This is a genomic window from Tateyamaria armeniaca, from assembly GCF_045797845.1.
In the GTDB taxonomy this organism is placed as follows: Bacteria; Pseudomonadota; Alphaproteobacteria; order Rhodobacterales; family Rhodobacteraceae; genus Tateyamaria; species Tateyamaria armeniaca.
Genome location: NZ_JBHDIY010000002.1, coordinates 91,071 through 103,282 on the forward strand (window position 1 = coordinate 91,071; position 12,212 = coordinate 103,282).

The following is a 12,212-nucleotide window of genomic DNA, read 5'->3' on the forward strand; positions in this document are numbered from 1 at the left end:
CAAGGAGGCAGCATATATGCCCGACGACTTGAACGGCCTGGCCCGAAACGGCGTGCTGCGCGTCGCCATCAACACGGGCAATCGCGCCCTTGTGCAACAGGACGGCGACACGCTGGGTGGCGTCAGCCCGGCACTGGCCCGCCGCTTGGCGGAGGAGATCGGGGCACACATGCAGCCTATGATCTATGACGGCGCTGGCAAAGTGTTCGCCGATGCGGATCGCGACAAGTGGGATGTCGGATTTATGGCCATCGATGCAATGCGGGCCGAAAAGATCGCCTTTACCGACCCCTATATCGTGATCGAGGCCACCTATGCGGTGCGCGCGCCTTCGGCGTTTCACCATATCGAAGACGTCGACAGCGTAGGCGTGCACATCCTGACGGCGGCGGGTTCAGCCTATGACATGTACCTGACCAAGTCCCTTGAGCACGCCACGCTCGAACGCTTCGGCACGCCGCCGGAAAGCTTTGCGGCGTTCAAGGCAGGTCGCTGCGATGCGGTGGCAGGCGTGCGTGCCTCGCTCGACGCGTTTTTCGATGGGGACCCGGACGTGCGCATTTTGCCCGGTGCGTTGACGTCGGTCCGTCAGGCAATGGTGCTGCCCGATCGCGATGACCCGCGCGTTGCGGCGCTGAACGACTTTGTACAACGTGCAATGACCAGCGGTTTCGTGGATGCCGCCAAGGCGGGTTAACCGGCTGGGCCACGCCAGACAGCGGTGGGCACGAACACCTCACCCGCCGCCAGTTTGCGGGCCGTGCGCACGAGGCCTGCCGATTTGACCACAAACCCGGCGTCGGTCTGATCGTAATCCACCACGACATCGATCTGCCCACTGGCATGTTCCAGCGTGATCGTCACTGGTGCCTCATTGGGTTGGGCCGCCAGCCCTGCGGCCACCGTACCCGGCGTCAACACGCAGGATGCAAGGCACTGCGCCCCGGTCACCGCCATGGCCGGATGCGTGCGCCACGGCATAAAATACCGCGCCGCGATGGTGCCCCCGGCCTGTGCGGGTGCCAGCAACCCGAATTTCGGAGTTACTGAGTTGCTTACATCCCCCATGCCCATCAGCGCGCCCGCCTGTCGGCGCACGGCCTCCATCCGGGCAAAGAAATCGCTGTTTTCGTCGAGGTCCGCCGCGGACTCACGCCCGCTCAAACCGAAACTCGACGCCTTTGCGATCACCATGGGCATGGCAACATCCATGCAGGTGATTTCGATCCCGTCCACGATGTCGATCAGATTGCCCGTGGGCAGAAAGGCCCCGGTGACGCCGCCAACTGTCTCCATGAATTGCAAGGCAACGGGTGCGGCAGTGCCCGGCACGCCATCAATCTGCACCGACCCGTCATAGCGGACCACGCCGCCGGGGGTCTGAACCACGGCAGCCACGCGCGCTTCGGTATTGACGGCACGGATGTTGACGGTTGTTTCATCGCCGGTCGCCGCGATCAGCCCCATTTCGATCGCGGCAGGGCCAACACCCGACAGGATATTGCCGCAGGTCGGTTTGAAATCGACGGTCTGGTCATCAACGCTCACCTGGGCAAAGAAGTAGTCGACATCGGCCCAATCGTCTTCTGAGCGCGACAGCATTGCGACCTTAGTGGTCACTGCCACGCCGCCCCCAATCCCGTCGATGTTCATGGCATGGCCAGAGCCGACAATGGCAATCAGCACTTGCGCCAACGTGTTGAGATCCTCGGGCAGATCGGCGCGGTTCATATATGGCCCACGCGACGTCCCGCCGCGCATGAAAAGAAAGGGGATCGCTGTCTGGGTCATGTGAGCGGCCATGGCAGATCGACATATTCCTGTAGCAGTCCGGGCGGGAAGTCACGGTTCAGCAGCCACGCCATGGTGCACATGAACGCAATGCCTGCGCCGGCATAAGCCGCAGCCATCGGTGCCTTGAGGCCCGCACGTATGAGCATGAAGCTGAACAAGAAGACTGCCAGTGCCAGAATAAAGCCCAGCAACGACGTAAGCACCAGCAGGGCGGCAAACCAGCCAAGCGTCGCCCACAGACCGTGCGTGGCCTCGGCATCATCCCCTTCCCGCTCGCGATCCGCAAAGATCACATCGGTCTCCGGCTTTAGCATCATGCGGATGATCAGGACGGCGCAGCCGACAAGGCAGACGCTGGCCACAAACATCGGGAACACCCGGTCACGGCTGAAGCTGGGGATCGAAGCGGCATCGAACAGCGCATAGGCGATGTAACCAGCGATCAGCAGCATGAACACGAAAGGCGCACGTTTCGAACCGGATTTCACATCCCCTTCGGCCATGATGTGTTTGGCCTGCCGTAGCCCGATCACAACCGACACAACGGTGATGATCAGCAGGACGATCACGATCGGGGTAAAGATGTATTCGATCCCTTCGCCAAAGCTTTTGCGAAAGCGCGAGGATGCGATCTGTACGGCCTGGTTCGCATATGTCTCGGCCGGGTTGGACAGCACGAAACCGATCAGGAAGGCCGGGCGCGACCAGTCAAAACGGCGCATCATGATGCCCAATAGGCCGATGCCGAACAGGGCCACGAGGTCCATCAGGTTCTGGCCCGACTGGAACGCCGCAAAGCTGATGATCATGAACAGGAACGGGGCCAGCAGCACGAACCGGATCGTGGTAAGCTTGGCAATTCCGCCCGAGGCCGCGATGCAGATCACTGTGCCCACCACGTTGGCCAGCGCCAGCAGCCAGACGATGGCATAGGTGATGTCGAGGTTGTTCTTGAGCATCGCGGGCCCGACTTCGATCTGGCCCGATCCCAGCAGGGCAATCGCGCCGATAAAGATCGCCATGGACCCCGATCCCGGGATGCCGAACAGCAGCGTGGGCACGAGGCCGCCGCCTTCCTTGGCGTTGTTCGAACTTTCCGGCCCGATCACGCCGCGCACTTCGCCAGAACCGAATTTGGACTTGTCCGGTGTTGTCTGCACGGCGTGTCCATAAGCGATCCAGTCCACCACGGACCCGCCAAGGCCGGGGATCACACCCACGACCACACCGATGATCGAACAGCGCGCGGACAGCCAGATATTGGCAAACCAGTCGCGCACGCCGACGATCCAACCGCCCCCCAGTTGCGGGCGATCCGCAATCGCACGGTCCTTGCGCAGCAGGGAAACGATTTCCGGGATGGCAAAGATACCAAGGCCTACGATCACCAGTTTTAGCCCGTCGGTGAGGTAAGGAAAATCATAGGACGACATGCGCAGATCACCCGATGACGCGCCTTCGCCAATGGTACCGATCAGCATGCCCAGACCAGCGGCAACAATCCCCTTGATCGCCACGCGGCCTGCGAGGATGCCGACCATGGACAGCCCGAAAATCGTGATCATCAGCAATTCAGGCGTGCGGAATTCCAGCACGATGGGCCGCGCGATCAGGATAAAGATCGTGAGGAAACTTGCCCCCACAAGCCCCCCGAACAGGGACGAGGCAAAGGCAGCCGACAGCGCGCGTGCCGCCATCCCCTTTTTGGCCATGGGAAAACCGTCAAGCACGGTGGCCTGCGAAGCGGACGACCCCGGTATCCCCATAAGAACGGATGCAAACGTGTCGGATGTGGGCACGACAGCCACCATCCCGATCATCAGGGCAAGGCCCAGAACAGGCTCCATCCCGAACATGAAAGGAAGCAAAAGTGACAGACCGGCGATCCCGCCAAGGCCGGGAAAGACGCCGATGCACAGGCCCATCACAACACCCAGCACCAGATATCCCAGCACGACCGGCTGCAGGATCAGCCCCCATGCATCGCCGAACGCTGGCAAGGCCTCCATGATGACTTCCATGACGCCGCCCTCCCCTTCACTTGGCAAAACGCCCCGACCTATCGGGCGGGGCGCTCAAAAAGCAAAGGATCAGTTCAGCGACACGCCGTATTTTTCCTGCAGCCAGTTCACGATGAACTCTTTGGCTTCGGGCGACACTTGCGTGGCACTTGCCTTGGCAGTCTGTGCGGCTTCGCCCGTCATCTGGGGGTATTTGCCCAGACGCTTGCCCGAGATTTCAGCGAAATCCACGCGCGCTTTCACGTCTTCAAACGCCTTGGTGTACGTCACGATTGCGTCGTTGCTGGCCCCGTTGGGCAGGAACACCATCTTTTGCGCAGGGAACCCGGCGATAAAGAAGGCTTTCCATGCATCCCACTTCTCACCCGAGGTTTCGCACCCGGCTGTGGCTTCGCAGACTTCCTTGAACGTCGGGATGTCCGGGAAAGTCGGGTCGCGCACGATGTCACCTGCATCATCCAGTGCACCCCAGGTCATCATCGGCACGGCTGTGCCCGCTTCGACCAGTGGTGTGACGCCCGACAGGTAGGACGAGGATGTCTGATAGTCGATATTGGCCTCGCCCCGCTCGAACATCAACCGGCCGTCGCCGCGGCCCTTGATGCCCATGACGGATTCGACGTTCAGACCCAACATTTCCCATGCCAGCGTTGGCACGAGGTCAAGACGGGTCGCGCCCTGGTTGCCGTAGATAAAATCCTCGCCCTGCAGGCCAGAGGCATCCATGCCATCCATCTTGGCGGCCAGATCCGGCGGCAGATAGGCGACACCGCCCGTGCCCGAGGCCAGAACGACATTCCAGTCCGCATAGTCATATTTGACGCGCGGGTCGCCCAGCAGGAACGGGAATTGCGTGGACCCGGATGAACCGAAAATCAGCGTGCCGTCCTCATAGCTCTGTTCCTGGAAAAAGTTCGCGCCCTTGGTCGACCCGGCACCGGGCATGAATTTCACGACAACTGTCGGCTGGCCCGGCAGCGCTTCGGACAGCAGGGGCGCATAGAAGTTCGCCCATTTGGCCGATCCGCCGGTTTCGGAGAACGGAATGATCCATTCAACGGTCTTGCCTTCCAGATCAATGCCGTGACCGCCCGCATAGGCAGTGGTGGCGAATGTAGCGGCAGCCGTGGCCATAAGGCTCAAGGCCACGCGGCGCGTGGTTTTCGAAGTGGACATATGTTCCTCCCGGTTATGTAAAACCCCCTCTCCCAAAGGGGTTCAGATTCGAATCGTGCAGGGGTGTCCGCCCCTGTTGATGTATCAGTCTTGACCTGCGAACCTTGCGCCAGACTTGCACGGGCAAAAAGAAACGATGCGCATCACATTGGTCGAAGACAACGTGAGCCTCGCCAAGGGCATCACCTACCGCCTTGAAGATGCAGGGCATGCCGTGAACGCCCTGCGTGATGGTGGTGCTGCGGAAACCTACCTGAGAGACGATGGCGCGGACCTTGTGATCCTTGATATCAACCTGCCGGGCACCGATGGGCTGACGTTGCTGTCGGACATGCGCCGCCGTGGTGACAGCCGGCCTGTAATCCTGTTGACGGCCCGTGCGGACACCGATGACCGGGTGCGGGGGCTGGACGCAGGCGCAGACGATTACCTGATCAAACCCTTCGAGATGGCCGAGTTGGAAGCAAGGGTGCGCGCGCTGTTGCGCCGCCGCGACGTGCCGCAACAGCAACTGCGCGCCTTCGGCCCCCTCGATTATGACGCAAGTGCCCGCCAGCTTTTCTCGGACGGGCAAGAGCTGGACATCCCGCGCCGTGAATTGTCCGTCTTTGAATGCCTGCTGATGGCCGATGGGCGTACCGTGTCGAAATCCGCTGTGCTTGATCATGTCTATGGGGTCGGTGCGGATGCCGAGGAAACCGTAGTCGAAGTCTACACCTCGCGCTTGCGCCGCCGCCTCAAACCCTTTGGCATCGTGATCCGCACCCGGCGCGGCCTTGGCTATCAGATGCAGGTCGAGGCCGGGGCATGATCCCCAATTCGCTGCGCGCCCGTCTGATCCTGATCATCCTGACGCCATTGCTGGTGATCGCGCTGGTGACCGCCGCATGGCAGTTTCGCAATACGACCATTCGGGCCGCCAATATCTTTGACCGCGGCCTGCTTTCTGCTGCACTTGCCATTTCGCGCGATGTGGCCGTGTCGGACGGTGACGCCCTCAGCCCGGCGACGCGCGCCCTCGTGAACGACACGTCGGGGGGCGAGTTGTTCTATCATGTCTACGCACCTGACGGCGTGTTCGTGACCGGATATTCCACGCCCCCGGTCCTGCCACCCGACACGCCTGAGGATCTGACCGAACCGCTGTTTTACGACGGGCGCTATCAGGGGACGGACGTGCGCGTTTTGCGCTTTCAGGACGTGACGGTGGTCAGCGGGATTGCGGGCGTGTTCAACATCACCGTCTGGCAAAGTGCGCAGGTGCGCCAGACGTTCGTGCGCGATGTGCTCACGCGGTCTTTTGCCGTCATCGCCCTTCTTGTGCTGAGTGTCGGCGTTGTCGTTTGGTTCGGTGTGCGGCTGGGTCTGCGACCCCTGCTTGACCTTGAGCGCGCCATTGCCAAACGCACCCCGACAGAGCTGGAACCGATCCAGCGCGCAGTTCCGGTCGAGGCGCAGGGCTTGGTCACAACCCTGAACAGCCTGCTGGACCGGATCTCACGGCGGATAAGTTCCAAGGACGAGTTCATTTCGAACGCCGCGCACCAGCTTCGAAATCCGGTCGCGGGCGTGCTTGCCCTCGCCGAAGCGGTGCAGAATGCGCCGAATTCAAAGGCGGCCAAGGCGCGCAGCACTGAGCTGGTGCAGGCAGCCCGCGAGGCCAGCGAGTTGACCAACAAACTGTTGTCCTTTGAACGGGCCAGCGCGACGGACATGCGACAGGCGGGCGAGGTGCTGGACCTGTGCGCGCTGATCCGGCAAGTCAGTGCGACCTATGCCAGCGCCATGGGGGCACGGGCGGCGCAGCTGCACCATGATCTGCCGGACACGCCTGTCCACATCAGGGGTGAGGCGGTCATGCTGCACGAAGCGATCCTGAACCTGCTGAACAACGCATCGACCCATGGCGGCCCGGACCTGAGCAGCATTGACCTTGCGCTGACGACGCACAGTGGCCGCGCCATTCTGACCGTGACAGACAACGGCGTTGGCATTCCTGCCGACAAGCGTGTCGAGGCGATCAGCCGGTTTGCGCAAGCCGGTGGTGGGCCGGGTTCCGGCCTTGGCCTCCCGATTGCCCTGCGGGTAATGGAAAGCCACGGTGGCAGCCTTGAGATACTGGATCACGCAGGCGGGGCCGCCATCAGGCTGGTGTTACCACTGGCCTGAGGCACGATACCCAAATCAGCCCTTGGCCAATCCGATAGTCTGAAGTGCATCCCTGATCTCGTCCAGAATGGCCGGGTCATCGATGGTCGCGGGCATCTTGAAGGGCTGATTGTCCGCAATCTTGACCACGGTGGACCGCAATATCTTGCCCGAGCGGGTCTTGGGCAGACGATCCACCACCAGCGCGAGTTTGAAGGCCGCAACCGGGCCAATCTGCTCACGCACCCGCTTGACGCATTCCGCGACGATCTCGTCATGGGGTCGGTTCACGCCTTTGGTCAGGCACAACAGGCCAAGCGGGGCCTGCCCCTTGAGCTGATCCGCCACGCCGACGACGGCGCATTCGGCCACATCGGGATGACCTGCCAGCACTTCTTCCATCGCGCCGGTGGACAGGCGGTGGCCTGCCACGTTGATCACGTCATCGGTGCGCGCCATGATGTAAAGATACCCGTCCTCATCCATCATCCCCGCATCGCCGGTCTCGTAATAGCCCGGAAAGGCATGAAGGTAGGACTTCTTGAACCGGTCTTCGGCATTCCAAAGCGTGGGCAATGTGCCCGGGGGCAGCGGCAGCTTGATCGCAATCGCACCCAGCGTGCCCGGCCCGACGGGGTGGCCCGCATCGTCGAGGATTTGCACGTCATAACCGGGCATCGCCACAGTGGGTGAGCCGATCTTGACTGGCAGCGCTTCAAGCCCTGCGGGGTTGCCCGCGATGGTGTAGCCCGTTTCGGTTTGCCACCAGTGATCATAGACGGGCACGCCCAACAGGTCCTGCGCCCATTCGATCGTGTCCGGATCGGCCCGTTCACCGGCAAGGTACAGGGCGCGCAGGCCGGACAGATCATATTTCGCCCGCTCCAACCCTTTGGGGTCTTCGCGTTTCACCGCGCGGATGGCCGTGGGGGCCGTGAAAAAGGATTTGACGTCATGTTCCTCGATCACCCGCCAAAAGGTACCGGCATCGGGGGTGCCGATGGGCTTGCCCTCGAACACAACGGTGGTGTTGCCGTGGATCAGCGGCGCATAGCAGATATAGCTGTGACCAACGACCCAGCCCACGTCTGATGCGGCCCAGAACACCTCGCCCGGCTCGACCTGATAGATGTTCTTCATCGTCCAGTTCAGCGCGACCAGATGCCCCCCGGTGGGTCGCACAACACCCTTGGGCGCGCCAGTCGTGCCCGATGTATAGAGGATATAGGCGGGGTGATTGCCCGGCACTGGGACACAATCCGCCGGTTCGACACCCTCCTGAAAGGCATGCCAGTCGACGTCACGCGCGCCAATCTCGCACGGGCCTTGGTCGCGTTGAAGGATCACACAGACCTCCGGGGTATGGTCGGCCATGTCTATGGCGCCATCCAGCAGAGGTTTGTAGGCAACGGTGCGACCGGGTTCGAGGCCGCAAGAGGCCGCAATGATCGCCTTCGGGGTGCAGTCATTGATCCGCACCGCCAACTCATTCGCGGCAAACCCGCCGAACACAACCGAATGGACCGCCCCAAGACGGGCACAGGCCAGCATTGCCACAAGGGCTTCGGGCACCATGGGCATGTAGATGATGACGCGGTCACCGGCGGCGATGCCCTTTGACGCCAGTGCACCGGCAAGAGAGGCGACTTGGGACTGCAACTGGGAATACGTGGTTTTAGAAGCTGATCCAGTGATCGGGCTGTCATAGATGATGGCGACCTGATCGCCGCGCCCGGCCTCGACATGGCGGTCCACCGCGTTCCAGCAGGTGTTCACCTCGCCATCCGCAAACCATTCATAGATGTGGTCGCCGCGATCAAACAGGGCTTTGCTGGGGGCCTTTGACCAGTCAATCGCCTCGGCTGCGTGCATCCACCATGCTTCCGGATCGGCCTTCCAGCTTTCATATTCCGCGCGATATCCCATGGAGTCCCTCCCTCAGTGTCTTGCGAAACAGGGTTACGCCCGGTCAGGGGGAATGAGCAAGGGCTGTGAGCGCAATCAGGTCCGGATTAAGGTGTCACCGGAAAAGGCCGGTGCCTTCAATCCATTCCTGTTCAATGACGGAGATGCAATCGCGATCATCCGTGGCCGAACAACTGATGCGGTTCGTCCCGTCGACAATCACACGACGGTCATACGTGCGCCCGTTGGCGGAATAGGTGCGGGTCAGCGTAACATACTCTCTGCCAAGATAACTGAACGTACCTTGGGTTTCGGAAACGACTTCGGTACACGCCGCCGTCGTCAGACAGGCCAGAACTACACTCAATCGCTGGAAAATCGGACTATCCCCTAATGACAATGGGGATAGCGGACAAAAAAAGGGGCGTGGCGTCAAGGTTTTTGAACCCCGGCACTGTCTGCGGATCCGCACCGCATTACCAATTGGCAGCGGATGTTTACCGGTTGTCGAAGTCGTTACGGCGATCACGCAGGGCAGCGGCACAGTCAAGATCATCCGTGACCGAACAACTCACCGTGCGCACACCGTCAAAGATGACGCGACGATCAAAAACGCGACCGCCCTGATCATAGGTGCGTACCTCGGCGCGCAGCACGTCGCCACGGTAGGTGAACGTGGTATCGCGCGTTGCAACGGTTTCGCCGCACGCGGTCAAAACGAGGGGCAGGATCAACAGTGACGTTCGAAGCATGGCGCGCATTCCCTTGTGAGGCGAAACATAAGCGAATACGTAGGCGCGCAGGCCGGGTTTCAATAGGCGCACACGCGGGCGTGACGCGAAAGGCGTGTATCGCTCAGCCGTAATGGGTGACCGGCGTGCCCGCCACGGCCGACATGTTCAAGAGCCCGCGCGCGGTGATCGAGGGGCTGACGATATGCGCCCGGTTGCCCATGCCCATCAGGATCGGGCCAACCTCAAGCCCGCCGCCCTTCATCTTGAGAATGTTGCGCACGCCCGAGGCTGCGTCGGCATGGCCGAAGATCAGCACATTCGCCGCCCCTTCCATCCGGTTGTCAGGCAATTGGCGCGCGCGCAGCTCTGCATCAAGAGCAGAGTCCACGTTCATTTCACCCTCGTAGCAAATATCATGTTCCTGGGCGTCCAGAATGGCGATGGCCTCGCGCAGGCGGTTGCCCGACCCTTCGCCCTGATTGCCGAACTGCGATTGCGAGCAAAATGCGATCTTGGGGGTCACGCCAAACCGGCGCACGTGGCGGGCAGCGGCCACTGCCGTTTCGGCCAGTTGCTGCGGTGTAGGATAGACGTGCACATGGGTGTCGGCGATGAACAGCGGCCCGTCCTCGAGGATCATCATCGACAGCGCGCCAACCGGGTGCAGGCCGTCGCGGCCCAGCACTTGGGTGATGTAGTTGAGGTGCCAGCGGAATTCGCCAAACGTGCCGCAGATCATGCTGTCTGCCTCGTCCCGGTGCACCATCACGGCCCCAATGGCGGTGCTGTTGGTGCGCATCACCGCGCGCGCAATGTCAGGCGAGACGCCACGGCGGCACATCAGTTTGTGGTAGGTTTCCCAATAATCACGATAGCGCGGATCGTTTTCGGGGTTCACCAGTTCGAAATTCTCGCCCAGGCGCAGGTTGAGGCCAGCACGCTCAATCCGGGCCTCGATCACTTCGGGGCGTCCAATCAGGATCGGGGTTTCGGTGGTTTCCTCGATCATTGCTTGAGCGGCGCGCAGCACACGTTCCTCCTCGCCTTCGGCAAAGACGATGCGGCGCGCCTTGGCGCGCGCAGCCTCGAACACCGGGCGCATCAGCAGCGCGGATTTGAAAACCGAACCATCAAGTTTGATCTTGTAGGCCTCGAGATCGTCGATAGGGCGCGTGGCGACACCGGTTTGCATCGCGGCGCGGGCAACGGCAGAACTGACAATGCCCACAAGGCGCGGATCGAAGGGTTTGGGAATGAGATAGTCGGCCCCAAAAGTCAGTTGCTCACCCTGATAGGCGGCGGCGGCTTCGGCACTTGTCGTGGCGCGCGCAAGGGCGGCGATACCGTCGATACAGGCCAATTCCATCTCGTCATTGATGGTGGTTGCCCCGACATCCAGCGCGCCACGGAAGATGAAGGGAAAACAGAGTACATTGTTGACCTGGTTGGGAAAATCCGAGCGCCCCGTGGCGATGATCGCATCCGGTGCCACTTCGCGCGCAAGGTCGGGCAGGATTTCCGGGGTCGGGTTGGCCAGCGCAAAGATGATGGGTCGCTTGGCCATTTTGGCGACATGTTCCTGCGTCAGCACGCCGGGACCGGACAGGCCAAGGAACAGGTCTGCGTCATGAATGACATCGTCCAGCGTGCGCTTGTCACTGGCCTGGGCAAATTCGGATTTGACCGGGTTCATGTCAATCTCGCGCCCTTCGTAGACGAGGCCATGTATATCGCAGAGCCAGACGTTTTCGCGTTTGACCCCCATTTTGAGCAGCATGTTGAGGCAGGCAATGCCCGCAGCCCCGCCACCCGTGGACACGATCTTGATATCCTCGAATTTCTTGTCCGCCACGTGCAGCGCGTTCGTGGCCGCAGCCCCCACCACGATGGCGGTACCGTGCTGGTCGTCGTGGAAAACGGGGATGTTCATCCGCTCGCGGCAGAGCTTTTCGACAATAAAACAGTCCGGCGCCTTGATGTCTTCGAGGTTGATGGCACCAAAGGTCGGTTCGAGCGCGCAGACGATATCGGCCAGCTTTTCCGGGTCACTTTCGTCCACTTCGATGTCGAAACAGTCGATAGAGGCGAATTTCTTGAACAGGACGGCCTTGCCCTCCATCACCGGTTTTGAGGCAAGCGCGCCGATGTTGCCAAGACCCAGCACTGCCGTCCCGTTGCTGACCACTGCCACCAGATTGCCCCGCGCCGTAAAGCGTGACGCATTGGTCGCGTCCTCTTTGATCTCAAGGCAGGCTTCGGCCACACCGGGCGAATAGGCGCGCGCCAGATCACGCCCGTTGGCCATCGGTTTGGTGGCGCGGATTTCGAGTTTCCCGGGCTTGGGATATTCGTGATAATCGAGGGCGGCCTGGCGCAAGGTTGGTTGATCTGACATGTGTCCCCCGATATTGAATTTGGTTTAGCGTTAAACTAT

Annotated in this window: 10 protein-coding genes; 3 read left to right on the plus strand and 7 right to left on the minus strand. The window is 61.3% G+C overall.

All coding sequences use genetic code 11. The features are described from left to right. The first annotated feature begins 16 nt into the window (after window positions 1-16). The gene (locus tag ACERZ8_RS00545; protein ID WP_407590180.1) at window positions 17-697 is read left to right on the plus strand and encodes a transporter substrate-binding domain-containing protein; all 681 of its coding nucleotides are present in this window, start codon (window positions 17-19) and stop codon (window positions 695-697) included. Here ACERZ8_RS00545 and ACERZ8_RS00550 read toward each other — a convergent pair. The 3 genes from ACERZ8_RS00550 to ACERZ8_RS00560 all read right to left on the minus strand — a co-directional run bounded on the left by ACERZ8_RS00550 (window position 694) and on the right by ACERZ8_RS00560 (window position 4,991). Beyond that, on the minus strand, window positions 694-1,791 hold the full coding sequence (locus ACERZ8_RS00550) for a 4-oxalomesaconate tautomerase (RefSeq protein WP_407590181.1): 1,098 nt from the start codon (window positions 1,789-1,791) through the stop codon (window positions 694-696). The genes ACERZ8_RS00545 and ACERZ8_RS00550 overlap by 4 nt on opposite strands. Beyond that, a complete protein-coding gene (locus ACERZ8_RS00555) occupies window positions 1,788-3,815 on the minus strand; it encodes a tripartite tricarboxylate transporter permease (protein ID WP_407590182.1) in 2,028 nt (675 codons plus the stop codon). The genes ACERZ8_RS00550 and ACERZ8_RS00555 overlap by 4 nt, the downstream gene beginning before the upstream one ends. Window positions 3,816-3,884: 69 nt before the next feature. Then, window positions 3,885-4,991: a tricarboxylate transporter gene (locus ACERZ8_RS00560; RefSeq protein WP_407590183.1), complete on the minus strand. Its 1,107-nt coding sequence runs from the start codon at window positions 4,989-4,991 to the stop codon at window positions 3,885-3,887. A 136-nt stretch (window positions 4,992-5,127) separates the two neighbouring features. Here ACERZ8_RS00560 and ACERZ8_RS00565 point away from each other — a divergent pair, with 136 nt between their 5' ends. Together ACERZ8_RS00565 and ACERZ8_RS00570 are read left to right on the plus strand one after the other, a co-directional pair. Continuing rightward, window positions 5,128-5,802, plus strand: a complete 675-nt coding sequence (locus ACERZ8_RS00565) for a response regulator transcription factor (RefSeq protein ID WP_407590184.1) — start codon at window positions 5,128-5,130, stop codon at window positions 5,800-5,802. Further along, window positions 5,799-7,160, plus strand: a complete 1,362-nt coding sequence (locus tag ACERZ8_RS00570) for a sensor histidine kinase (RefSeq protein WP_407590185.1) — start codon at window positions 5,799-5,801, stop codon at window positions 7,158-7,160. Before ACERZ8_RS00565 ends, ACERZ8_RS00570 begins: the two co-directional genes overlap by 4 nt. Before the next feature lie 15 nt (window positions 7,161-7,175). On the opposite strand, the gene ACERZ8_RS00575 is transcribed toward ACERZ8_RS00570, so the two are convergent. From ACERZ8_RS00575 to ACERZ8_RS00590, 4 genes are all read right to left on the minus strand, one after another. Next, on the minus strand, window positions 7,176-9,065 hold the full coding sequence (locus ACERZ8_RS00575) for an AMP-binding protein (RefSeq protein WP_407590186.1): 1,890 nt from the start codon (window positions 9,063-9,065) through the stop codon (window positions 7,176-7,178). 94 nt (window positions 9,066-9,159) lie between these two features. Beyond that, window positions 9,160-9,411, minus strand: a complete 252-nt coding sequence (locus ACERZ8_RS00580) for a hypothetical protein (RefSeq protein WP_407590187.1) — start codon at window positions 9,409-9,411, stop codon at window positions 9,160-9,162. A gap of 130 nt (window positions 9,412-9,541) precedes the next feature. Next, the gene (locus tag ACERZ8_RS00585) at window positions 9,542-9,796 is read right to left on the minus strand and encodes a hypothetical protein (RefSeq protein ID WP_407590188.1); all 255 of its coding nucleotides are present in this window, start codon (window positions 9,794-9,796) and stop codon (window positions 9,542-9,544) included. Between the two features lie 103 nt (window positions 9,797-9,899). Next, window positions 9,900-12,173: an NADP-dependent malic enzyme gene (locus ACERZ8_RS00590; protein ID WP_407590189.1), complete on the minus strand. Its 2,274-nt coding sequence runs from the start codon at window positions 12,171-12,173 to the stop codon at window positions 9,900-9,902. Between the last annotated feature and the right edge of the window lie 39 nt (window positions 12,174-12,212).

What these genes read in the sequence shown, in the direction of transcription:
- ACERZ8_RS00575 (WP_407590186.1), bottom strand. Translation starts at nt 9,065, where the DNA reads ATGGGATATCGCGCGGAATATGAAAGCTGGAAGGCCGATCCGGAAGCA.
- ACERZ8_RS00570 (WP_407590185.1), top strand. Translation starts at nt 5,799, where the DNA reads ATGATCCCCAATTCGCTGCGCGCCCGTCTGATCCTGATCATCCTGACG.
- ACERZ8_RS00565 (WP_407590184.1), top strand. Translation starts at nt 5,128, where the DNA reads ATGCGCATCACATTGGTCGAAGACAACGTGAGCCTCGCCAAGGGCATC.
- ACERZ8_RS00590 (WP_407590189.1), bottom strand. Translation starts at nt 12,173, where the DNA reads ATGTCAGATCAACCAACCTTGCGCCAGGCCGCCCTCGATTATCACGAA.
- ACERZ8_RS00550 (WP_407590181.1), bottom strand. Translation starts at nt 1,791, where the DNA reads ATGACCCAGACAGCGATCCCCTTTCTTTTCATGCGCGGCGGGACGTCG.
- ACERZ8_RS00545 (WP_407590180.1), top strand. Translation starts at nt 17, where the DNA reads ATGCCCGACGACTTGAACGGCCTGGCCCGAAACGGCGTGCTGCGCGTC.
- ACERZ8_RS00585 (WP_407590188.1), bottom strand. Translation starts at nt 9,796, where the DNA reads ATGCTTCGAACGTCACTGTTGATCCTGCCCCTCGTTTTGACCGCGTGC.
- ACERZ8_RS00560 (WP_407590183.1), bottom strand. Translation starts at nt 4,991, where the DNA reads ATGTCCACTTCGAAAACCACGCGCCGCGTGGCCTTGAGCCTTATGGCC.
- ACERZ8_RS00555 (WP_407590182.1), bottom strand. Translation starts at nt 3,815, where the DNA reads ATGGAAGTCATCATGGAGGCCTTGCCAGCGTTCGGCGATGCATGGGGG.